The sequence below is a fragment of the Pseudomonas siliginis genome, assembly GCF_024072275.1.
Classification (GTDB): domain Bacteria; phylum Pseudomonadota; class Gammaproteobacteria; order Pseudomonadales; family Pseudomonadaceae; genus Aquipseudomonas; species Aquipseudomonas siliginis.
This window is the reverse complement of the sequence record NZ_CP099598.1, coordinates 4491837-4515189: the sequence shown is the minus strand read 5'-3', so window position 1 is coordinate 4515189 and position 23353 is coordinate 4491837. Positions and strand designations below refer to the sequence as shown.

General features: G+C 60.8%; 21 protein-coding genes. 15 read left to right on the top strand and 6 right to left on the bottom strand.

Going from position 1 to position 23353, the window contains the following annotated elements; translation table 11 throughout:
- Positions 1–102 precede the first annotated feature (102 nt).
- From NF676_RS20775 to gap, 3 genes are all read right to left on the bottom strand, one after another.
- The gene (locus NF676_RS20775; RefSeq protein WP_150637495.1) at positions 103–1068 is read right to left on the bottom strand and encodes a FecR family protein; all 966 of its coding nucleotides are present in this window, start codon (positions 1066–1068) and stop codon (positions 103–105) included.
- 101 nt (positions 1069–1169) lie between these two features.
- The gene (locus NF676_RS20770; protein WP_041479774.1) at positions 1170–1697 is read right to left on the bottom strand and encodes an RNA polymerase sigma factor; all 528 of its coding nucleotides are present in this window, start codon (positions 1695–1697) and stop codon (positions 1170–1172) included.
- A 199-nt stretch (positions 1698–1896) separates the two neighbouring features.
- A complete protein-coding gene (gene gap, locus NF676_RS20765) occupies positions 1897–2898 on the bottom strand; it encodes a type I glyceraldehyde-3-phosphate dehydrogenase (protein ID WP_016773526.1) in 1002 nt (333 codons plus the stop codon).
- 220 nt (positions 2899–3118) lie between these two features.
- On the opposite strand from gap, the gene edd reads away from it, so the two are divergent.
- From edd to NF676_RS20710, 11 genes are all read left to right on the top strand, one after another.
- Positions 3119–4945: a phosphogluconate dehydratase gene (gene edd, locus NF676_RS20760; protein WP_016773527.1), complete on the top strand. Its 1827-nt coding sequence runs from the start codon at positions 3119–3121 to the stop codon at positions 4943–4945.
- Positions 4942–5901, top strand: a complete 960-nt coding sequence (locus tag NF676_RS20755; protein WP_056787957.1) for a glucokinase — start codon at positions 4942–4944, stop codon at positions 5899–5901. The genes edd and NF676_RS20755 overlap by 4 nt, the downstream gene beginning before the upstream one ends.
- A gap of 179 nt (positions 5902–6080) precedes the next feature.
- Positions 6081–6812 carry a response regulator gene (locus NF676_RS20750; RefSeq protein ID WP_039758123.1) on the top strand — a complete coding sequence of 244 codons (732 nt, stop codon included), beginning with the start codon at positions 6081–6083 and terminating at the stop codon, positions 6810–6812.
- Positions 6802–8271 carry an ATP-binding protein gene (locus NF676_RS20745; RefSeq protein WP_056787959.1) on the top strand — a complete coding sequence of 490 codons (1470 nt, stop codon included), beginning with the start codon at positions 6802–6804 and terminating at the stop codon, positions 8269–8271. Before NF676_RS20750 ends, NF676_RS20745 begins: the two co-directional genes overlap by 11 nt.
- 306 nt (positions 8272–8577) lie before the next feature.
- Positions 8578–9837, top strand: coding sequence for a D-mannose isomerase (locus tag NF676_RS20740; protein ID WP_252886694.1), 1260 nt, complete (start codon positions 8578–8580; stop codon positions 9835–9837).
- Positions 9838–9955: 118 nt separating this feature from the next.
- On the top strand, positions 9956–11257 hold the full coding sequence (locus NF676_RS20735; protein WP_024014061.1) for an ABC transporter substrate-binding protein: 1302 nt from the start codon (positions 9956–9958) through the stop codon (positions 11255–11257).
- Positions 11258–11471: 214 nt separating this feature from the next.
- Positions 11472–12380, top strand: a complete 909-nt coding sequence (locus NF676_RS20730) for a carbohydrate ABC transporter permease (protein ID WP_016773533.1) — start codon at positions 11472–11474, stop codon at positions 12378–12380.
- Positions 12373–13218: a carbohydrate ABC transporter permease gene (locus tag NF676_RS20725; protein WP_039758116.1), complete on the top strand. Its 846-nt coding sequence runs from the start codon at positions 12373–12375 to the stop codon at positions 13216–13218. Before NF676_RS20730 ends, NF676_RS20725 begins: the two co-directional genes overlap by 8 nt.
- A 2-nt stretch (positions 13219–13220) precedes the next feature.
- The gene (locus NF676_RS20720) at positions 13221–14381 is read left to right on the top strand and encodes an ABC transporter ATP-binding protein (RefSeq protein WP_041479770.1); all 1161 of its coding nucleotides are present in this window, start codon (positions 13221–13223) and stop codon (positions 14379–14381) included.
- Positions 14382–14574: 193 nt separating this feature from the next.
- Positions 14575–15924: a carbohydrate porin gene (locus tag NF676_RS20715; RefSeq protein ID WP_252886693.1), complete on the top strand. Its 1350-nt coding sequence runs from the start codon at positions 14575–14577 to the stop codon at positions 15922–15924.
- 112 nt (positions 15925–16036) lie between these two features.
- Positions 16037–16891: a D-hexose-6-phosphate mutarotase gene (locus NF676_RS20710; protein WP_095181488.1), complete on the top strand. Its 855-nt coding sequence runs from the start codon at positions 16037–16039 to the stop codon at positions 16889–16891.
- A gap of 207 nt (positions 16892–17098) precedes the next feature.
- Here NF676_RS20710 and NF676_RS20705 read toward each other — a convergent pair whose 3' ends face one another.
- The gene (locus NF676_RS20705; protein WP_169842436.1) at positions 17099–17959 is read right to left on the bottom strand and encodes a MurR/RpiR family transcriptional regulator; all 861 of its coding nucleotides are present in this window, start codon (positions 17957–17959) and stop codon (positions 17099–17101) included.
- A 226-nt stretch (positions 17960–18185) separates the two neighbouring features.
- Between NF676_RS20705 and zwf the strand changes: the two genes are divergently transcribed.
- The 4 genes from zwf to NF676_RS20685 all read left to right on the top strand — a co-directional run bounded on the left by zwf (position 18186) and on the right by NF676_RS20685 (position 21779).
- Complete coding sequence (gene zwf, locus NF676_RS20700) at positions 18186–19652, top strand: glucose-6-phosphate dehydrogenase (RefSeq protein ID WP_016773537.1); 1467 nt, start codon at positions 18186–18188, stop codon at positions 19650–19652.
- Positions 19639–20352: a 6-phosphogluconolactonase gene (pgl, locus tag NF676_RS20695; RefSeq protein WP_150637499.1), complete on the top strand. Its 714-nt coding sequence runs from the start codon at positions 19639–19641 to the stop codon at positions 20350–20352. Before zwf ends, pgl begins: the two co-directional genes overlap by 14 nt.
- 17 nt (positions 20353–20369) lie before the next feature.
- Entirely contained in the window at positions 20370–21035 is a 666-nt protein-coding gene (locus NF676_RS20690) for a bifunctional 4-hydroxy-2-oxoglutarate aldolase/2-dehydro-3-deoxy-phosphogluconate aldolase (RefSeq protein WP_056787965.1), read from the top strand.
- Positions 21036–21206: 171 nt separating this feature from the next.
- Positions 21207–21779 carry a peptidase associated/transthyretin-like domain-containing protein gene (locus tag NF676_RS20685; protein WP_150637501.1) on the top strand — a complete coding sequence of 191 codons (573 nt, stop codon included), beginning with the start codon at positions 21207–21209 and terminating at the stop codon, positions 21777–21779.
- On the opposite strand, the gene NF676_RS20680 is transcribed toward NF676_RS20685, so the two are convergent.
- Together NF676_RS20680 and NF676_RS20675 are read right to left on the bottom strand one after the other, a co-directional pair.
- Positions 21776–22957, bottom strand: a complete 1182-nt coding sequence (locus NF676_RS20680; RefSeq protein ID WP_150637503.1) for an aminotransferase class V-fold PLP-dependent enzyme — start codon at positions 22955–22957, stop codon at positions 21776–21778. The two genes, NF676_RS20685 and NF676_RS20680, sit on opposite strands and share 4 nt — an antisense overlap.
- 30 nt (positions 22958–22987) lie before the next feature.
- Complete coding sequence (locus NF676_RS20675; protein ID WP_003227425.1) at positions 22988–23224, bottom strand: DUF3820 family protein; 237 nt, start codon at positions 23222–23224, stop codon at positions 22988–22990.
- Positions 23225–23353: the final 129 nt, after the last annotated feature.

Below are 23353 nucleotides of genomic sequence, written 5' to 3'. Positions count from 1 at the left end.
CGAATCTTTATAGGTGCTGATCGGCATGGTTAGATGCGAATCAATTGCATTGGCTATAACGAGACGTACTGCCGTTGGCTATCGAGTAAAAATAATTCTCATTCAGTTCAGGATCACCAGTGCAGGGAATTCCTGCAGGCGTGCCGAGGTGATGTGAGCGAGGGAGCGGACCACGTCGAGCGGCTGGTCGAGACGGTAATTGCCGGTGACGGCGACGTCGGCCAGTTGCTCGTTGTTGTTGATGATCCAGCCCGGGTAGTAGCGGCGCAGCTCGGCCAGCACTTGATTCAGCGGGCAGTTCTCGAACACCAGGCGGCCTTCAACCCAGGCCAGATCGGCATTGGCGTCGAGCTTGGCCGGACGATCAAAACCGTTGGGGCCGATGCGAATGCTTTCCCCGGCACGCAGGCGCACCCGGGCATCGTTGTGGGTGGCGCGCAGATCGACATCGCCACGTTGCACATTCACTTGCGCGACCCCGTCGAGGTAGCGCACGGCGAATGCGGTGTCGTGGACGCTGGCCGTTACCGGACCTGCGTCGATCTCCAGCGGCTGATTGCGCCCGCTGGCGATCTCGAAAAACGCCTCGCCCTGAAACAGCCGGGCCACGCGTTGCTGATCGTTGATGGTGCTGGAAAACGCCGAATTGGTATTGAGCAGAACCTTCGAGCCGTCCTCCAGTTGCAGACGCTGACGCTCGCCGACCACGGTCAGGTGATCCGCTTGAATGCGCATCGGCAAGTTACTGAAACTGAACAGCCCAAGGATCAGCACCGCAGCGGTGGCCAGCGGTTTCCAGTGCGGGCGCAAGCGTTTGAGGAAGGTGATTTTTACCGGTTTTGTCGCCAGAGCCTCGGCGCACAGTGCGACTTGCGGGCCGTCCCAGATGGCCTGGGCCTTGGCGAATGCCTCGGCATTTAACGGATCAGCCGCCAGCCAGGCATGAAATTGCCGGGTCTGTTCCTCATCCGGGCTGCCGAGCACGATGAGCCAGTCCAGCGCCTGGTCCATTGCAGCTGCAGCGTCCCGCGCCGAATCGGGCGAAGGCGAGCGGTGGGTGTCCGTCACGGTGGTTCCTCAGGGCTTCTGGCGAAGCAGTTTCTAGCTTCAAGCTGCAAGCTGCAAGCCGGATGCGTTACCGCTTTTTGTTTTTACCTGTAGCTTGCAGCTCAAAGCTTGCCGCTGCCGTTATGTCGTTCGGCGACGCCAATGCAGATCGACATGATCAGTTTCAGTTCTTTCTGCACGGTGCTCAGCGACACGTTCAGTTCATTGGCGATTTCCTGATAACTGTGCCCGTGCAGGCGGCTGAGGATGAAGATCTGTTGCTGGCGCGGGCTGAGTTGGCTGAGGCTCACGTTCAAACGCTCCAGCAGTTGTTCGGCGTGGGCGGCGTCTTCGGCGCTGCTGGCCGGCGCGGCGATGCTCTGCACGACATCTTGCGGCACGTCGTCGACCATGGTCCGCGCATGAATCTTGCGCGCACGCAAATGGTCCAGCGCCAGATTGCGCGCGGTCTGGAAGACAAAGGGTTCAAGGTGATCGATGGCCCGTTCGCTCAACGCCCGGGTGACGCGCAGGTAGGTCTCCTGCAACAGGTCTTCAGCGGTGCTGTGATTGTTGACCATCCGTTCCAGCGTGCGCAGCAGGGAAGTGCGCTGGGCGAGGAAGACGTGGTTGAAGCGCGATTGACTCACGGGAGGACCTGATCCATTTCGAGCGAATGATAATGCTTATCATCTAGCCAGATGGTCAAGTGCTGATTTCGAATTGAAATCGGATCTCCTGTGGGAGCGAGCCTGCTCGCGAAGGCGTCGTGTCAGTCAATTCCATATCGACTGACAGACAGCTTTCGCGAGCAGGCTCGCTCCCACAGGGATTGGGGACCGGCCGGGATTATTCGGCGTTACACAACGCCAGGCAGTTATCCAGCATGCGGTTGGAGAAGCCCCATTCGTTGTCGTACCAGGCCAGCACTTTCAGCAACTTGCCGCTGACCTTGGTGTGGTTGGCGTCGAAGATCGACGACAGCGGGTTGTGGTTGAAGTCGCTGGAAACCAGCGGCAAGGTGTTGTAACCGAGAATCTTCGAATGCTGGCTCGCCGCTTTCAGCAGGGCGTTGACTTCGTCGGCACTGGCTTCTTTCTTCAGTTGCACGGTGAGGTCGACCAGCGACACATTGATCACCGGTACGCGCACAGCCATGCCGGTCAATTTGCCCGCCAGTTCCGGCAGCACCAGGCCTACCGCTTCGGCTGCGCCGGTCTTACTCGGGATCATGTTCTGCGTGGCGGAACGGGCGCGGTACGGGTCGCTGTGATAGACGTCGGTGAGGTTCTGGTCGTTGGTGTAGGCGTGGATGGTGGTCATCAGGCCGCTTTCGATCCCCAGCTCGCGATGCAGCACCTGCGCCACTGGCGCCAGGCAGTTGGTGGTGCACGAAGCGTTGGAAATGATCTGGTGCGACTGACGCAGAATGTCGTGGTTGACGCCATAAACGACGGTGGCGTCGGCGCCTTTGGCCGGGGCAGAAATGATCACCTTGCGGGCGCCGGCGCTGATATGCGCGGCGGCTTTGGCACGGTCGGTGAACAGACCGGTGCATTCGAACACTACGTCGATTTTTTCTGCGGCCCACGGCAGGTCGGCCGGGTTGCGAATGGCGCTGACCGCGATGCGGTCGCCATTGACCGTCAGGCTCTCGTTATCGTGCGCGACTTCGGCGTCGAAAGTGCCGTGGACGGTGTCGTATTTGAGCAGATGGGCATTGATCGAACTGTCACCCAGATCGTTGATCGCGACGATCTGCAGGTCTTGACGATAGCCTTGGGTATACAGTGCGCGCAGGACATTACGGCCGATGCGGCCAAAACCATTGATTGCAATTCGAAGAGTCATGGAACAGCGCCGCCGTCGTTTTGTTGTTGGAATTACAAGATTATTCGCATAAAAATAGAAAACAAGCCTTTTTAGTGGCAATATTTTGTTTTATCTACAACGAGTGACCTGAATCAACTGGTCCGAATGGTCAAAAAAGCCGTCTGTCATTCCAACAACAACGGCGTTTGATCAGCATAGACAATCAGGTCGCCACATCCGTTAGCCTGGAGTTCTACACATGCATCCCCGCGTTCTTGAGGTCACCGAACGGCTTATCGCCCGCAGCCGCGCCACGCGTCAGGCTTACCTTGCATTGATTCGCGGCGCCGCCACCGATGGCCCGATGCGCGGCAAGCTGCAATGCGCCAACTTCGCCCACGGCGTGGCCGGTTGCGGCACTGAAGACAAGCACAGCCTGCGGATGATGAACTCGGCGAACATCGCCATTGTGTCTTCGTATAACGACATGCTTTCGGCGCACCAGCCGTACGAAGTTTTCCCGCAACAGATCAAGAACGCCCTGCGCGAGATCGGCTCGGTCGGCCAGTTCGCCGGCGGCACTCCGGCCATGTGCGATGGCGTGACCCAGGGTGAGCCGGGCATGGAGCTCAGCCTGCCGAGCCGCGAAGTGATCGCCATGTCGACCGCCGTGGCGCTGTCGCACAACATGTTTGACGGCGCGCTGATGCTCGGCATCTGCGACAAGATCGTTCCGGGCCTGATGATGGGTTCGCTGCGTTTCGGTCATCTGCCGACCATTTTCGTACCGGGCGGGCCGATGGTGTCGGGGATTTCCAACAAGGAAAAAGCCGACGTCCGCCAGAAGTACGCCGAAGGCAAGGCGACCCGCGAAGAGCTGCTGGAATCGGAGATGAAGTCCTACCACAGCCCGGGCACCTGCACCTTCTACGGCACCGCCAACACCAATCAGTTGCTGATGGAAGTCATGGGCCTGCACTTGCCGGGCGCGTCTTTCGTCAACCCGAACACGCCGCTGCGCGACGCGCTCACCCGCGAAGCCGCGCATCAGGTCACGCGCCTGACCAAGCAGAACGGCAACTTCATGCCGATCGGCGAAATCGTCGACGAAAAGGCGCTGGTCAACTCCATCGTTGCCCTGCACGCCACCGGCGGCTCGACCAACCACACCCTGCACATGCCGGCCATCGCCATGGCCGCTGGCATTCAGCTGACCTGGCAGGACATGGCCGACCTCTCCGAAGTCGTCCCGACCCTGAGCCACGTCTACCCGAACGGCAAAGCCGACATCAACCACTTCCAGGCAGCGGGCGGCATGTCGTTCCTGATCCGCGAACTGCTCGGCGCAGGCCTGCTGCATGAAGACGTCAACACCGTGCTCGGCCATGGCCTGAGCCAGTACACCAAGGAGCCGTTCCTCGATAACGGTGAGCTGGTCTGGCGCGAAGGCCCGACCGACAGCCTCGACGAAAACATCCTGCGTCCGGTATCCCGTGCGTTCTCGCAAGAGGGCGGCTTGCGGGTGATGGAAGGCAACCTCGGTCGCGGCGTGATGAAGGTTTCCGCCGTTGCGCTGGAGAACCAGATCGTCGAAGCACCGGCGATGGTCTTCCAGGATCAACAGGATCTGGCGGACGCATTCAAGGCCGGTCTGCTGGAGAAGGATTTTGTCGCGGTGATGCGCTTTCAAGGGCCGCGCTCCAACGGCATGCCCGAGCTGCACAAGATGACGCCATTCCTCGGCGTGCTGCAGGATCGCGGCTTCAAAGTGGCGCTGGTGACTGACGGGCGCATGTCCGGCGCGTCGGGGAAAATCCCCGCAGCGATTCACGTCAGCCCGGAAGCTTATGTCGGTGGCGCTTTGGCGCGCGTGCAAGAGGGCGATATCATCCGCGTCGATGGCGTCAAAGGCACCTTGGAACTGAAGGTCGACGCCGCCGAATTTGCAGCGCGCGAACCTGCCAAGGGCCTGTTGGGCAACAACATTGGCAGCGGCCGCGAGCTGTTTGGCTTCATGCGCATGGCCTTCAGCTCGGCGGAGCAGGGCGCCAGCGCCTTCACTTCTGCCTTGGAGACGCTTAATTGAAACTGGCTTTGGTCGGCGACATCGGAGGCACCAACGCGCGGTTCGCGTTGTGGCAAAACCAGCAACTGCAATCGGTTCAGGTGCTGGCCACGGCCGACTTCGCCAGCCCGGAAGAGGCAATCGCTCTGTACCTGAGCGGGCTCGGCCTGGCGCCGGGTTCGATCGGCTCAGTGTGCCTGTCGGTGGCAGGTCCGGTGAGTGGCGATGAATTCAAGTTCACCAACAACCACTGGCGGCTCAGCCGCAGCGCGTTTTGCAAGACCTTGCAGGTCGAGCAGTTGTTGCTGACCAACGACTTCTCGGCGATGGCGCTGGGCATGACCCGCTTGCAGCCGGGCGAATTCCGCGTGGTCTGCGAAGGCACGCCGGAGCCGTTGCGCCCGGCGGTGGTGATCGGCCCCGGCACTGGCCTGGGTGTCGGCACCTTGCTCGATCTCGGCGAAGGGCGCTTTGCCGCGTTGCCGGGCGAGGGCGGCCACGTCGACCTGCCGCTGAGCAGTCCACGCGAAACGCAACTGTGGCAACACATCTACAACGAGATCGGCCATGTCAGCGCGGAAACCGCGTTGAGCGGCGGCGGCCTGCCTCGGCTGTACCGGGCGATCTGCGCGGTGGATGGTCATGAGCCTACGCTTGAAACGCCGGAAGCGATCACCGCCGCTGGCCTTGCCGGTGACCCGATCGCTTTGGAAGTGCTCGAGCAGTTCTGCTGCTGGCTCGGCCGCGTCGCCGGCAACAACGTGCTTACCACTGGCGCGCGCGGCGGGGTGTTTATCGTTGGCGGGGTGATTCCCCGCTTCGCCGATTTCTTCCTCGCCAGCGGCTTCGCCCGCTGCTTCGCCGACAAAGGCTGCATGAGCGATTACTTCAAAGGCATCCCGGTGTGGCTGGTGACGGCGCCGTACTCCGGCCTCGTTGGTGCCGGTGTGGCGCTGGATCAATCAATCCCGACCTGAAATGCAATCCAATTGTGGGAGCGAGCCTGCTCGCGAAAGCGGTGTGTCAGTCAACAGATCTGTTGAATGTTAAAACCGATTCGCGAGCAGGCTCGCTCCCACAAGGGTTTCTGTAGTGTCTGTTAGTTTGATGCTTAAGGCATAATCCGCCCAACTCCAACAACAAGGATGCCTTCGAAGTGAGCTCAGTCAACAAGTCGATATTGTTGGTCGATGACGACCAGGAAATACGCGAGTTGCTGGAAACCTACCTGACCCGCGCCGGGTTCCAGGTGCGGGCCACCGCCGATGGTGCCGGTTTTCGTCAGGCGCTCAACGAGGCGCCGAGCGATCTGGTGATCCTCGATGTCATGCTGCCCGACGAAGACGGCTTCAGCCTGTGCCGTTGGGTACGCCAGCACCCGCGTCAGGCACAGGTGCCAATCATCATGCTGACTGCCAGTTCCGACGAAGCCGACCGCGTGATCGGTCTGGAACTCGGCGCCGACGACTACCTTGGCAAACCGTTCAGCCCGCGCGAACTGCAAGCGCGGATCAAGGCCCTGCTGCGCCGCGCACAGTTCGCCCACGAACGCAGCGGCAGCGAAGTGCTGGCCTTCGACGACTGGCGCCTGGACACGGTCAGCCATCGGCTGTTCCACACTGACGGCGAGGAAGTGATCCTTTCCGGCGCCGATTTCGCTCTGCTGAAACTGTTCCTCGATCATCCGCAGCAGATCCTCGACCGCGACACCATCGGCAACGCCACCCGTGGCCGCGATCTGATGCCGCTCGATCGCATTGTCGACATGGCCGTCAGCCGTTTGCGTCAACGCTTGCGCGACACCGAAAAACCGCCACGGTTGATCCGCACCGTGCGCGGCAGCGGCTATCAGTTGGCAGCCAATGTGGTTGCCGGCAATGCTCACTGAGTCGCTGCGCAAATTCGCCAGTCGCATACCGGTGCCGCGCTCGCTGCTCGGGCGGATGCTGCTGCTGACTCTGCTCGCGGTGTTGTTCGCGCAGACGCTGTCGAGCGTGATCTGGGTCTCGCAGTTGCGCGCCACCCAGCTCGAAGGCCTGGTCACCAGTGCCCGCAGCCTGGCGCATTCGATGACCGCCAGCGTCAGCTATTTCCGTTCCTTGCCAGTGGCCTATCGACCGCTGGTGCTCGATCAATTGCGCAGCATGGGCGGCACCCGGTTTGTCGTGACGCTGAACGACAAGCCGCTGGGCATGGACGTGCTGCCGGTGACGCCGCGCAAGGCTGCGGTGATGCAAGCGGTGGACGAAGTGCTGCGGCAGTCTCTGGGCCATGACACGGATATTTCGGTGACCTTCGTCAGCCCCGAAGACCTGCGCATTTTCAACGCAGGGCTGAAACTTGATGAATTGCCGCGCTCCTGGGCGCACTACGCGTTGACGCTTGAACCGGTGAATCCGCCGGTGCTGGTCACGCAGATTCAAATGGCCCCGGGCGAATGGCTGTACATCGCCTCGTTGCTGCCCGAGCCGTATACCAGTCTCGAAGAACAAGGCCTGCCGGCGCAGCAGGTGTGGTTTATCGTCCTCACCAGCGGCTTTCTGTTGTTGTTCATCGGCCTGCTGGTGCACTGGCAGAGCCGGCCGCTCAAGCGTCTGGCGCGGGCGGCGCGGGATCTGTCGCTGGGCGCCGACGTCGAGCCGGTGGCGGAGGGCGGTGGCAGTGAAGTGGTCGAAGTTGGCCGCGCGTTCAACACCATGCGCGAACGCATCAGCCGTTACCTGACCGAACGCAGCCAGTTGTTCAGCGCGATTTCCCACGACCTGCGCACGCCGATCACCCGCCTGCGCTTGCGCGTCGAACTGCTCGAAGACGAACAGCTGCAAGCCAAATTCGGCCGCGATCTGGATGAGCTGGAGCTGCTGGTCAAAGGCGCGCTGCAATGCGTGAAAGACACCGACATCCACGAGAACATCGAGCCGGTGGATCTCAATCATGTCCTCGATTGCCTGGTCGAGCCGTATCTGGCGCCGAACGGCAATGGCCGCGTCACTCAGCATGGCCGCGCGCTGTCGGCCTATCCGGGCAAACCGCTGGCGCTCAAGCGCTGCATCGGCAACCTGATCGACAACGCCTTGAAGTACGGGCAGAACGCGCACCTGCACATCGATGACGATGACAGCGCGTTCGTTTTGCACGTCGACGATGAAGGGCCGGGTGTGCCGCAGCAGCGGCTGGAGCAAGTGTTCGAACCGCACTTCCGTTTGGCGGGACAGCAGCAGGGCTACGGATTGGGACTGGGCATTGCGCGCAACATCGCCCATAGCCATGGCGGCGAGGTGACGTTGCAGAACCTGCGTGAGGGTGGGTTGCGGGTGACGTTGCAGTTGCCTCGGTCTGTGGATTAGCCCCGAAAAGCCCCTCACCCTAGCCCTCTCCCAGAGGGAGAGGGGACCGATTGGGGGATGCTGCTGAGGTGCGCTGACCTGTAAATGCGGTGGTGAATCCATAATCGCCAATATTTTTCAGGTCGACGGAGGACGCAAGACACCTCGGTCGGCCCCCTCTCCCTCCGGGAGAGGGTTGGGGTGAGGGTGCTTTTGCTCTTCTCTTTTGTCACGAGCCAGTGACAAACCCCGTCCCCTTCGTTACAAGCCCGCCCCGGCCCGTTGTTTAGACTGCCCGCAGTCCTAACAACAAAAAAGGGTCACGCCATGGACACCTTTCATCCAGACTTCAGCAGTTGGCTGAACGCCCCTGCCCACCAGCAATGGCTAGCCGCCGAAGGCCTGCGTCTGCTGGATTTCGCCAAGGCATCACGACTGCCCGAAGGCTTCGGCAACCTCGACGAACGCGGCCGTTTGCCGGCGCACGCACGAGCCGAAACCATGAACACCGCGCGCATGACCCACAGTTTCGCCATGGCGCACATTCAGGGCCTGCCGGGGTTTGCCGAGCTGGTCGACCACGGTATCGCCGCGTTGCGCGGGCCGCTACGTGATGCGTTGCACGGCGGCTGGTTTGCGGTTGCCCAGCATCGTGACGACAACACCGGCAAGAACGCCTATCTGCACGCCTTTGTCGCACTCGCCGCCAGCTCTGCCGTGGTCGCGCAACGGCCCGGCGCCCAGGCTTTGCTCGATGACGCAATCGACATCATCGACACTTATTTCTGGAGCGAAGAAGAGGGCGCCATGCGCGAATTCTTCAACCGCGACTGGAGCGAAGAAGAAGCCTATCGCGGCGCCAACAGCAACATGCACGCGACCGAAGCATTCCTCGCGCTGGCCGATGTCACTGAAGATCCGCGCTGGCTGGTGCGCGCCCAGCGCATCGTCGAGCGGGTGATCCATGGCCACGCTGCGGCCAACGGTTACATGGTCATCGAACACTTCGATCGCGACTGGCAACCGCTGCGCGAATACAACCACGACAACCCCGCCGACGGTTTCCGTCCTTACGGCACCACGCCGGGCCACGGTTTCGAATGGGCGCGCTTGCTCCTGCATCTTGAAGCCGCGCGAGTGCAGGCCGGCATGCTCACGCCGGGCTGGCTGGCCGTCGATGCGCAAAAACTCTTCGAAAACAATTGCCGCCACGGCTGGAATGTCGATGGCGCGCCGGGCATCGTCTACACCCTCGACTGGGATAACCAGGCCGTGGTTCGCCATCGCCTGCACTGGACGCACGCCGAAGCCAGCGCCGCCGCCAGCGCCTTGCTCAAACGCACCGGCGATGCGCAATACGAAACCTGGTACCGACTGTTCTGGGAATTCTGTGAGACGAATTTCATCGATCGTTGCAACGGCAGTTGGCACCACGAACTCAATCCGCAGAATGTGCCGAGTGCCGATATCTGGCCGGGCAAGCCCGATCTGTATCACGCCTGGCAGGCTGTGCTTATTCCGCGATTGCCGCTGGCGCCAAGCATGGCCACGGCTTTGGCGCAGTTGTCCCGGCCTGTTGCTGTGTAACCATGTCGTGACATTTACGCGTCCCTTCGTTACCTGCGAAGCGAAACGCTCTGTTTAAACTCCGTGCAGCGCAAGCACCAGACTTGCAATGCATAACAACAAGAAAGGTACATCTCGAATGAATGCGATTTCTCGCCTCGCTACTGTCATTTCTGTCGCCTCCCTGTTCCCGCTCGCAATCCTGCCGCTCAGTGTCTCCGCCGCCGATTCCAAAGGTTCGGTCGAAGTCGTGCACTGGTGGACTTCCGGTGGCGAAAAAGCCGCTGTCGATGTGCTCAAGGCCCAAGTCGAAAAAGACGGTTTCACCTGGAAGGACGGCGCCGTTGCCGGTGGTGGCGGTGCGACTGCCATGACCGTGCTGAAAAGCCGTGCCGTTGCCGGCAACCCGCCAGGCGTAGCGCAGATCAAAGGCCCGGACATCCAGGAATGGGCGTCGACCGGCCTGCTCGACACCGACGTTTTGAAAGACGTCGCCAAGTCGGAAAAGTGGGACAGCCTGCTCGACAAGAAAGTCTCCGATACCGTGAAGTACGACGGTGATTACGTGGCCGTGCCGGTGAACATTCACCGCGTGAACTGGCTGTGGATCAACCCGGAAGTCTTCAAGAAAGCCGGCATCACCAAGAATCCAACCACCCTCGAAGAGTTCTATGCAGCCGGCGACAAGCTGAAAGCGGCGGGCTTCATTCCGCTCGCCCACGGCGGTCAGCCTTGGCAGGACAGCACCGTGTTCGAAGCCGTGGTGCTCTCGGTCATGGGTGTGGATGGCTACAAGAAAGCCCTGGTTGATCTCGACAACAAAGCGCTGACCGGCCCGGAAATGGTCAAGGCGCTCACTGAGCTGAAGAAAGTCGCGACCTACATGGACGCGGACGGCAAAGGCCAGGACTGGAACCTCGAAGCGGCCAAGGTCATCAACGGCAAGGCCGGCATGCAGATCATGGGTGACTGGGCCAAGTCCGAATGGACCGCCGCCAAGAAAGTCGCCGGCAAGGACTACGAGTGCGTAGCGTTCCCGGGCACCGACAAGGCGTTCACCTACAACATCGACTCGCTGGCCGTGTTCAAGCAGAAGGACGCAGGCACTGCGGCCGGTCAGCAGGACATCGCCAAAGTCGTGCTGGGTGAGAACTTCCAGAAAGTCTTCAGCATCAACAAAGGCTCGATCCCGGTGCGCAACGACATGTTGAACAACATGGACAAGCTCGGCTTCGACTCCTGCGCACAGACCGCTGCCAAAGACTTCCTGGCGGACGCCAAGTCCGGCGGCCTGCAACCAAGCATGGCGCACAACATGGCGACCACGCTGGCGGTGCAGGGCGCGTTCTTTGACGTAGTCACCAACTACATCAACGACCCGAAAGCCGACCCGGCCGATGCGGCGAAGAAACTCGGCGCGGCAGTTCAGTCGGCCAAGTAATGCTTGGCCCCTGTAGCAGTGGGCGTTTGTGGTGAGGGGATTCATCCCCGATGGGTTGCGAAGCGACCCCGGAAAGTTGCAGCGGTGCAGTGTCTGAAATACCGCATGTAATGATTTCGCGACTGCTGCGCAGTCGATCGGGGATAAATCCCCTCGCCACAGGGCTCACTCCTGCAAGGGAATGCTTTCGTAAACCCTTATTGTGGATTTCCCCATGAGTTCTGTTGCTGTGTTCAGCAAGGCCTCGCCGTTCGATGCATTGCAGCGCTGGCTACCGAAACTGGTGCTGGCGCCGAGCATGTTCATCGTGCTGGTGGGCTTCTATGGCTACATCCTGTGGACGTTCATTCTGTCGTTCACCACCTCGACCTTCCTGCCCAACTACAAGTGGGCCGGTCTGGCGCAATACGCGCGGTTGTTCGACAACGATCGCTGGTGGGTGGCGAGCAAGAACCTCGCCGTGTTCGGCGGCATGTTCATTGGTATCACCCTGGTGATCGGCGTTTTGCTGGCGGTGTTCCTCGATCAGCGCATCCGTCGCGAAGGCTTCATCCGCACCATTTACCTGTACCCGATGGCGCTCTCGATGATCGTCACCGGTACCGCATGGAAATGGCTGCTCAACCCGGGCATGGGCCTGGACAAATTGTTGCGTGACTGGGGCTGGGAAGGCTTCCGTCTGGACTGGCTGATCGACCCTGATCGCGTGGTCTACTGCCTGGTGATCGCCGCTGTGTGGCAAGCCTCGGGCTTCATCATGGCGATGTTCCTCGCCGGCCTGCGTGGCGTTGATCAATCGATTATCCGTGCCGCGCAGATCGACGGCGCGAGCATGCCGCGCATCTACTGGAAAGTCGTGCTGCCAAGCCTGCGTCCGGTGTTCTTCAGTGCCGTGATGATCCTCGCGCACATCGCGATCAAGAGCTTCGACCTGGTTGCGGCAATGACCGCCGGCGGCCCGGGTTATTCCTCCGACCTGCCAGCGATGTTCATGTATTCCTTCACCTTCAGTCGCGGCCAGATGGGCATGGGCTCGGCCAGTGCGATTCTGATGCTCGGTGCGATCCTCGCGATCATCGTGCCTTACCTGTATTCCGAGCTGAGGACCAAGCGTCATGACTAGTCTTGCTGCCAAACCCGCTATCAGCTTGAGCCGCATCGCAATCTACGCGGTGCTGATCCTTGCGGTGTTTCTGTATCTGGTGCCGCTGGTGGTGATGTTGCTGACCAGCTTCAAGACCCCGGAAGACATCAGCACCGGCAACCTGCTGAGCTGGCCGACCGTGGTCAGCGGCATCGGCTGGGTCAAGGCCTGGGCCACGGTTGACGGCTACTTCTGGAACTCGATCAAGATCACCGTACCGGCCGTCATCATCTCCACCGCGATCGGTGCGTTGAACGGTTACGTGCTGTCGATGTGGCGCTTCCGTGGTTCGCAGTTGTTCTTCGGTCTGCTGCTGTTCGGCTGCTTCCTGCCGTTCCAGACCGTGCTGCTGCCGGCCTCGTTCACCCTCGGCAAGATGGGCCTGGCGAGCACCACCACCGGCCTGGTCTTCGTTCACGTGGTTTACGGTCTGGCGTTCACCACACTGTTCTTCCGCAACTACTACGTGAGCATTCCCGATGCGCTGGTCAAGGCTGCGCGTCTGGATGGCGCGGGTTTCTTCACGATTTTCCGCCGGATCATTCTGCCGATGTCGACGCCGATCATCATGGTCTGCCTGATCTGGCAGTTCACCCAGATCTGGAACGACTTCCTGTTCGGTGTGGTGTTCTCCAGCGGTGATTCGCAACCGATCACCGTGGCGCTGAACAACCTGGTCAACACCAGCACCGGCGCCAAGGAATACAACGTGGATATGGCAGCGGCGATGATCGCCGGCCTGCCGACCCTGCTGGTCTATGTGGTCGCAGGCAAGTATTTCGTGCGCGGGCTGACGGCCGGCGCGGTCAAGGGGTAATCATGGCTACGCTTGAACTTCGCAACGTAAACAAGACCTACGGGGCCGGCCTGCCGGACACCCTGAAGAACATCGAACTGTCGATCAAGGACGGTGAATTCCTGATCCTCGTCGGCCCGTCGGGCTGCGGCAAATCGACCTTGATGAACTGCATCGCCGGTCTGGAAACCATCACCGGCGGCGCGATCATGATCGGTGATCAGGACGTCAGCGGCATGAGCCCCAAGGATCGCGACATCGCCATGGTGTTTCAGTCCTACGCGCTGTACCCGACCATGAGCGTGCGCGAGAACATCGAGTTCGGCCTGAAGATCCGCAAGATGCCGCAGGCGGCGATCGACGAAGAAGTCGCCCGCGTGGCCAAGCTGTTGCAGATCGAACACCTGCTCAATCGCAAACCGGGCCAGCTCTCCGGTGGTCAGCAACAGCGCGTGGCGATGGGCCGTGCACTGGCGCGGCGGCCGAAGATCTACCTGTTCGACGAACCGCTGTCGAACCTCGACGCCAAGCTGCGCGTCGAGATGCGTACCGAAATGAAACTGATGCACCAGCGTCTGAAAACCACCACGGTCTACGTGACCCACGACCAGATCGAAGCGATGACCCTGGGCGACAAGGTGGCGGTGATGAAGGACGGCATCATTCAGCAGTTCGGCACGCCGAAAGACATCTACAACGACCCGGCCAACCTGTTCGTCGCAAGCTTCATCGGTTCGCCACCGATGAACTTCATCCCCCTGCGCTTGCAGCGCAAGGACGGTCGCCTGCTGGCGCTGCTCGACAGCGGTCAGGCGCGTTGTGAATTGCCGATGAGCATGCAGGACGCCGGCCTCGAAGATCGCGAAGTAATCCTCGGCCTGCGCCCGGAGCAGATTGTTTTGGCGAATGGCGAGGGCAATGGTCTGCCGAGCATCCGCGCCGAAGTGCAGGTCACCGAACCGACCGGTCCGGACACGTTGGTGTTCGTCAATCTGAATGACACCAAGGTCTGCTGCCGACTGGCGCCGGACGTGGCACCGCAGGTGGGCGAAAGCCTGACGCTGCAGTTCGATCCATCGAAAGTGTTGTTGTTCGACGCCAATACCGGCGAGCGTCTGGGCGTTGCGGGCCAGGTGCAGACAGAGACCCGGTCGGCGAATGTGGCGCAGTTCAAAGGCCGCTGAAGTACAAAATGTGGGAGCGAGCCTGCTCGCGAAAGCGGTCTGACATCCAGCATTGATGTCGCCTGATACACCGCATTCGCGAGCAGGCTCGCTCCCACAGGGGGCAAGCAGTGCCCGGCCTGTCGAGCACTGCACTTTATGTAAACCGCGTTAGATAAAAACAGTTAATAACAATAAAGACGAGGATGTAGGGATGAAAAAGAAACACGTCAATGCCCGGTTGATCTGCCAGGTTTCTGCGGCAGCTGCACTGGTGCTGGCCGGTAATGCGATGGCGGCGGATGCGTTCAGCTCCGACTCCAAGTGGATGACCGGCGACTGGGGCGGCGAGCGCACCAAGCTGATCGAGCAGGGTATCGACATCAAGGCCGACTACGTTGGCGAGATGGGCGCCAACCTGAACGGCGGTTACAACGACGACAAGACTGCGCGTTACGCCGACCAGTTCGGTCTGGGCGTGGCCCTCGACCTGCAGAAGCTGTGGGGCTGGGACAACACCCAGGCGAAGATCCAGCTGACCAATCGTAACGGCTACAACATCTCCAACGACCGCGTTGGCGATCCGCGTGCCGGCACCCTCAGCTCCTCGCAGGAAGTCTACGGCCGTGGCCACATGGTGCGTCTGACCCAGTTGTGGATCCAGCACCAGTTCTTCGACAACAAGCTCGACGTCAAGGCCGGTTACTTCGGCGAAGGCGAAGACTTCAACACCTTCCCGTGCGACTTCCAGAACCTGGCGTTCTGCGGTTCGCAAGTGGGTAACTGGGCGACCAACATCTGGTACAACTGGCCCGTCAGCCAGGCCGCGATCCGTGTGAAGTACAACATCAACGACGAGCTCTACGCGCAAATCGGTGCGTACAACCAGAACCCGTCGCAACTGGAACACGGCAACGGCTTCAAGCTCAGCGGCAGCGGTACCAAGGGTACGGTGCTGCCGGTTGAATTGGTCTGGTCGCCGAAGGTCAACAGCCTGCCGGGCGAATACCGCGTCGGTTACTACAAGAGCACGGCCGATGCCGACGACGTTCGCGAAGACGTCAACGGTCTCGATGCGGCAACCACCGGTGATGACTACAAGTCGCACAACAGCAAAAGCGGTTACTGGTTCGTTGCGCAACAGCAGCTCACCAGCCACAACGGTGATGCGACTCGCGGTCTGAACATCGCCGCCAACGCGACCTTCCACGACAAGGACACCAACTTCATCGACAACTACCAGTCGGTGATGTTTGTCTACAAAGGCCCGTTCGATGCGCGTCCGAAGGATGACATCGGTATCGGCGCGGCGCGTATCCACGTCAACAAGGACGTCAAGCGCAACGCTGAACTGCTGAACGCTTCCAACGGTGTGTCCGACTACGACAACGCCGCGTTCTCGCCGATTCGTGAAACCGAATACAACTACGAGCTCAACTACGGCATCCATGTCACCAACTGGCTGACCGTGCGTCCCAACCTGCAATACATCACCCATCCGGGCGGTGTGGATGAAGTCGATAACGCTTTGGTCGCTGGCCTGAAAATTCAGTCAACGTTCTGACGCGTCTGCGATAAGCTCCTCTCTATGTGCGCATTTTGCGGACAGCCCAGGCTGTCCGCTTTTTTTTGGAGGGTTCGCGCCGCCCATGAAAGTTGATTCGGAACCGTAGCCAATGCCTGAGCATCCGCTGCAACGCTTCTTCAAATCCCTGCGCGAGCGACCGGTGTTCGCCTGGGAGCGCTATCAGATGCGCGACGTGTTGGTGATCGATCATCCGCTGTGTCAGGCGGTGTTCAGTCGGCAGGGTGCGCAGTTGCTGCACTTTCAGCCGCGTGGGCAGAAGCCGTGGTTGTGGTGCGCGGCGAAGTGGCCGCATGTCGGCGCGATTCGCGGTGGCGTGCCGGTGTGCTGGCCTTGGTATGGCCGTCATCCGAGCGAAAACGCCTGGCCGTCCCATGGTTGGGCGCGACTGCTCGACTGGAAACTGCTCGACAGCAGCAGCGCCGAAGACGGCGTGCGCCTGCACTGGCAATTGCAGCTGTGCGATTGGCAGGTCGACCTGCACGCGCACCTGGGCGAACGCATGGAATTACGCCTGAGCACCGAGCATCAGGACGACATGCCGTGCCAGTTGAGCCAGGCTTTGCACGCTTACTGGCGTATAGGCGATGTTGGTGAGATAGCGCTGTCTGGGCTCGAAGGCGCTCAGGGTTATGACCAGTTGAATCGTCAGGTTTGCCAGCAGGAAGGCGAGTTGCGGGTCGATGGCGGCTGTCAGCGGGTGTTCCAGCATGACGGCGAATTGCAGCTCAAGGATCACGCCTGGCAGCGCGAGTTGTGCATCGATACCGGTGACAGCGGCGACACCGTCGTCTGGCATCCCGGCGCGCGTCCGTTACTGGGGGTAAGTTGGGACGAGATTTCCGAATTCGTCTGCGTGGAAGCAGCGGCGGGTGGCACGGACAGCCTGCACCTGGCGCCGGGGGAGAAGGCGCATTTGAGTTTGCAGGCGTGGGCGGCGGCTTAGTGCGTCAAGTACACCGATACCCTCACCCTAGCCCTCTCCCAGAGGGAGAGGGGACCGAATGGGGGATGCTCAAGAATTACGCCGACGTGAAAGTGCAGTTCTGAATCCATAATCGACTGGATATTTCAGGTCAATGTACCGCGCAAGACACCTCGGTCGGCTCCCTCTCCCTCCGGGAGAGGGCTGGGGTGAGGGGGCTTTTGATCTTTAGTTGAATTCATCCCCAACCGGATACCGGCTGGCATTCAAACTCTCTTTGATCTTGCGCAGATGCGGCTGGAAATCCACGCCACGGCGCAGGGTCATTCCCGTTGCCAGCACATCCAGCACGGTCAACTGAATGATCCGCGAGGTCATCGGCATATAAATGTCGGTGTCTTCCGGCAGTGGAATGTTCAGGCTCAGGGTACTGGCTTTGGCCAGCGGTGAATTCTCCGCTGTCAGGCCCAAAACCGAAGCACCGTTCTCCCGGGCGATTCGCGCCACTTCCACCAGTTCGCGGGTACGCCCGGTGTAGGAAATGATCACGAACAGCTCGCCGGTGTGCGCCACCGAGGCAATCATCCGCTGCATCAGCACATCGGCGTGGGCAGTGACAGCGAGGTTGAAGCGGAAGAACTTGTGCTGCGCATCCAGCGCCACCGGGGCCGAAGCGCCGAGGCCGAAGAAGTGGATCTGCCGGGCCTGGATCAACAGGTCGACGGCGCGGCTGATCAGGTTTGGGTCGAGCGCCTGGCAAGCACTGTCCAGGGAAGCGATGGCGCTGCCGAAAATCTTCTGCGTGTACGCTTCGGGATTGTCGTCAGCCTCGACCGCACGGCTGACATACGCCGCGCCACTGGCCAGGCTCTGGGCCAATTGCAGCTTGAGTTCGGGATAGCCGCTGACACCGAACGAGCGGCAGAAACGGTTGACCGTCGGTTCGCTCACCGAGGCGGCCTGGGCGAGGGCGGCGATGCTGAAGCGGGTGGCCTGCTGCGGATTGAGCAGGATCACCTCGGCGACCTTACGTTCGGCCTTGTTCAGCTCTTCAAGGCGACTCTGGATCTGTTCCAGTAAATTTCGCACGCGGTCCATATGGAATTCCTGATTCACCGACGCAGAGTTGCGTCGGGCTATGCAAATTGGGCCTTTGATATGGCCCGTGACGGTGGCCTATCCTACTGATGCGTCCGGGCGACCACCACTCGGATTGAGTATTCTGCGAAAATGTTGTGGTTATTACTACATTTTCCCTTGAGTGATGCCTTGAAAAAAGGTATTTGTAGCTTAACTTGATAAAAGAACAAACATCATGCCTTCCATTACGGTTGAACCGTGCACCTTTGCCTTGTTCGGCGCGCTTGGCGATCTGGCCCTGCGCAAGCTGTTTCCTGCCCTGTATCACCTTGACGGTGCCGACCTGCTGCACGAGGATACGCGCATCATCGCGCTGGCCCGTGAGCCCGGCAGCGAGCAGCAGCACATGGCGTTCATCGCCGCCGAATTGCGCCGTTATGTCGGCAAAGAGCTGAACGAAACCGTGGCCGAGCGTTTCCTCGCGCGCCTGACCTATCTGCACGTCGACTTCCTCAAGGCTGAGGATTACGTGGCGCTGGCGGAACTGGCCGGCAGCAGCCAGCGCATGATTGCCTACTTCGCCACCCCGGCGGCGGTGTACGGCGCTATCTGCGAGAACCTCGAGAAAGTCGGTCTGGCCGAAAATACCCGTGTAGTGCTGGAAAAACCGATCGGCTCTGACCTGGAGTCCTCGCGCAAGGTCAACGACGCAGTAGCGCAGTTCTTCCCGGAAGACCGCACCTACCGCATCGACCACTATCTGGGCAAAGAGACCGTTCAGAACCTGATCGCCCTGCGTTTCGCCAACAGCCTGTTCGAAACCCAGTGGAACCAGAATTACATCTCCCACGTGGAAATCACCGTGGCCGAGAAGGTCGGCATCGAAGGCCGCTGGGGCTATTTCGACAAGGCCGGCCAGCTGCGCGACATGATCCAGAATCACCTGTTGCAGCTGCTCTGCCTGATTGCCATGGACCCGCCGGCCGACCTGTCCGCCGACAGCATCCGTGACGAAAAGGTAAAAGTGCTCAAGGCGCTGGCGCCGATCAGTCCGGAAGGCCTGACCACACAAGTGGTGCGCGGCCAGTACATCGCCGGCCACAGCGAAGGCAAATCCGTTCCGGGTTACCTCGAAGAACCGAATTCCAATACCCAGAGCGACACCGAAACCTTCGTCGCCCTGCGTGCCGACATCCGCAACTGGCGCTGGGCCGGCGTGCCGTTCTACCTGCGTACCGGCAAGCGCATGCCGCAGAAGCTGTCGCAGATCGTCATCCACTTCAAGGAACCGTCGCACTACATCTTCGCCCCGGAGCAACGCCTGCAGATCAGCAACAAACTGATCATCCGCCTGCAACCGGACGAAGGCATTTCCTTGCGCGTGATGACCAAAGAGCAGGGCCTGGACAAGGGCATGCAACTGCGCAGCGGGCCGCTGCAACTGAATTTCTCCGACACCTGGCGTAGCGCGCGGATCCCCGATGCCTACGAGCGGTTGTTGCTGGAAGTGATGAACGGCAATCAGAACCTGTTTGTCCGTAAAGATGAAATCGAAGCCGCGTGGAAGTGGTGTGACCAGCTGATTGCCGGGTGGAAGAAATCCGGCGACGCGCCCAAGCCTTATGCGGCCGGGTCGTGGGGGCCGATGAGCTCCATTGCTTTGATCACGCGGGACGGGAGGTCGTGGTATGGCGATATCTGATGTGCAACTGCCGACGGGTGTGACTGCCCGCGAATTCAACAGCCCGGTGCTGCTGGCTGAAGGCCTGGCGCTGAACGTTGCCAATCAACTGAGCGACGCCATTGCCGCGCGCGGCAACGCGGTGCTGGTGGTGTCCGGCGGGCGCAGCCCGGTAGCGTTTTTCCAGCACCTGGCCAAGCAGGAGCTGGACTGGTCGAAGGTCGTTGTGACCCTGGCCGACGAACGCTGGGTACCGGTGGAACATGCCGACAGCAATGCCGGTCTGCTCAAGCAGTATCTGCTTAAAGGCCCGGCAGCCAAGGCACAGTTCCTCAGCCTCTACAGCGCGGCGGCCAACGTCGAGCAGGCTGCTGAACAGGCCGATCGTCTGCTCGGCGAACTGCCGCCGATCGACGTGCTGGTGCTGGGCATGGGCGATGACGGCCACACCGCATCGCTGTTCCCCGACAGCCCGAACCTCGCCGAAGCCCTGCAAGCCGATGGCACGCGCCGTTGCTGGCCGATGCTGGCGCCAAGCGTGCCGCGTCAGCGCCTGACCATGAGCCGCGCGCTGCTGGCCTCGGCCCGGCACAAGATTCTGTCGATTTCCGGTCAATCGAAACTGACCACCCTGAATGCCGCGCTGGCATCCGATGACGTTGCGGCCATGCCGGTGCGCGCGTTTCTGCAACCTACGTTAGAGATTTACTGGTGCCCATGAGCCAAGGAACAGCCGCTATGACAACCCCATCCCCGACCGTTTCCATGGCGGACAAAGTTGCCCTGATCGACAGTCTCTGCGCCAAGGCGCGGATCCTGCCGGTGATCACCATCGCTCGCGAACAGGACGTGCTGCCGCTGGCCGACGCCCTCGCCGCCGGTGGCCTGACTGCGCTGGAAGTGACCCTGCGTTCGCAGTTCGGCCTCAAGGCCATTCAGATCCTGCGCGAACAGCGCCCGGAACTGATGACCGGTGCCGGCACCGTGCTCGACCGCAACATGCTCGCAGCGGCGGAAGCGGCAGGCTCGCAGTTCATCGTCACCCCGGGCATCACCCGCGACCTGCTCGAAGCCAGCGTCGACAGCCCGATTCCGCTGTTGCCGGGCATCAGCAACGCCTCGGGGATCATGGAAGGCTACGGTCTGGGCTATCGCCGCTTCAAGCTGTTCCCGGCGGAAGTCAGCGGTGGCGTGGCGGCAATCAAGGCCCTCGGCGGCCCGTTCGGCGAAGTGAAATTCTGCCCGACTGGCGGCGTCGGCCCGGCCAATATCAAGAGCTACATGGCGCTGAAAAACGTCATGTGCGTGGGCGGTAGCTGGATGCTTGATCCGGAGTGGATCAAGAACGGCGACTGGTCCCGCATTCAGGAATGCACTGCCGAAGCCTTGGCGCTGCTGGACTGATCGTTACCCGACACTTCGTTGTGTGCTTTACGGCTTTATGGTGCGCTTGGTCGGCGCACCTTTTTTTTGCGCTGAAAAAAATTGCCGGTACATGCGGCGATACATAGTTACTGCACGCTGACTTTTTCACGGGGTTAATCTGCGTCCATCTTATGGAAGAGAGAACGCCTCATGGACGACCTTCAGTCTCTGACCCTTACGCCACAATCCCGTTATCAACCGAAGCAACTTCCCCTCGGCCGGCCCGCAGCTGAATCTCAAGTGCGCAATATCAGCCAAGGTGTCCAAGGCTTGCCGCTGGTCCTGCGTCTGTCGCTGGTCGATGCGATGACCAGCGAGCCGGTCATCGGCGCGCTGGTGCGCATTCAACAGCGTGTCGATGGCGACACCAGCCTGGGCGGCAGTCAATCGACCGACAGCCATGGCATCGTCCGTTTCACCAGTGTCTATCCGGACCGACTGGCGCACGGCGCTGCTTGCCTGAAGCTGAACGTATTCATTCCCGGCGACGAAGCAGGAGCGCAAGCTCACCACGAGGCCTGGGCCGGCACCTTGCACGTCCCAGGCCGCTGCGGCTGTGAAGGTGCCGCCGAGGACGCCTTGCGGTTGGTGTTGCAGCCGATCGCCGGCGCGGATCTTGAAGACGGTGCTTTCGCCTGCCAGACCCTCGGCATCGACACCTTCGCCGTGTCGTCGCAGCTTGGCCTTGAAGGCTACGAAAAAAACTCCGGAGCGCCGTTCTAGCGCAGTTGGTCCAGCGCCCGAACCAGCTGCTCCATCTCGCCAGCCGTGGTGGTCAGCCCCGGGGTAATGCGAATACACGGCCCGCACGCGGCGCCGGTGCGCACCACGGTGAACAGGTTGAACTCTCTGAGCAGACGCTCGGCCATGGCCTGCTGATCGGCATGCCGGGTGAAGCGCAGCGCGGTGATCCCGCAATACAGTTGCGGGTCGTCCGGCGTCAGCACCTCGATGCCCGGCAGGTGCCGGACCCGGCTGACCCACAGGTTGCGCAGGTAACTCAGGCGTGGGCTTTTGGCTGCGGCGCCGCCGAGCGCGTCGTGCTCTTCGAACACCAGCGGCAAGGTCATCAGTGCCGGGATGTTCGGCGTGCTGTACGAGGTCCGCGCGCGAATATCGCTGACCGGGTAATGCATCTCGCCCATGTCCGGATCGATGTCGGCGAGACGCTGCGGGGCGATATAGATAAAGCCGAGGGTCAGCGGTGCGCCGATCCATTTGTGCAGGTTGTAACCGGCGAAAGCGATGCCCAGCGCTTGCAGGTCGAATTCAATCTGGCCGAGGGCGTGGGCACCGTCGAGGATGATGTCGACGCCATGCTCTTTGGCCAGCGCGGCGATGGCTTGCACGGGCATAACCAGACCGGTGCGATGGGTGACGTGGGTCAGGGCCATCAGTTTGAGTTTTGGATGGCGGACGAAAGCCTCGCGGTAGCTTTCCAGCAGGCTGTCGAAACTGGCGGGATGGTGGTGGGCAATTTCGATGACCTCAACGCCACGCTGCTTCGCCAGCCAGCGCATGGCGCCCTTGACCGTGTCGTACTCGAGGTCGCAGATCAGTACCTGATCACCCGGTTGCAGACGATTGTAATTGCGGATCAGCGATTGCAGGCCTTCGGTGGCATTGCGCGTCAGCGCCACGCTTTGCGCGCGCACGCCAATCAGTTCGGCCAGTTGCGCGCGGATCTCAAGGTTGTCGTGCTGTTCAAAGCGCTGGCGTGCATAAATCGAGTTGCTGGCGTTGATCAGCTCGATATTGCGCTGGTACTCCTCGATCACTGTGCGCGACATGCGCCCGAAGTAACCGTTTTCCAGATTGACCGGACCGGGCTGCACATCGTATCGATCGGCAAAGGTTTGCCAGAAGGCTTCGTCACGGGCGCGGCGGGTGTTGTCAGGCATGGTCGGCAAGGCTCAAGAGGGAAGGGCGCGTCAGTGGCGCGGGGCGGGTTTGCCGTGTTTTGCGCGCAGCGGCTCGAGCAGGTCGGACAGGCCGTTATGGTCGATCTCCTGCATCAGCGCCAGCAGGCCACCGAGTTCACCGTGGGGAAAGCCTTCACGGGCAAACCAGTTCAGATAGGGGCCGGGCAGGTCGGCAATGATTCGGCCTTTGTACTTGCCGAAGGGCATTTCGCGGGTAATCAGCAGTTCGAGTTTTTCCGGATTCATCAGCACGCTTCATCGATTCACATCACAGCCTGGAAAATACAGGCATTCTGCATGCAGGCCAAATGACAGATCATGCAAAAAACCAGCATGCAGATGGTTCAATCTTTTGTAAGTCACTGAAAAATAAGG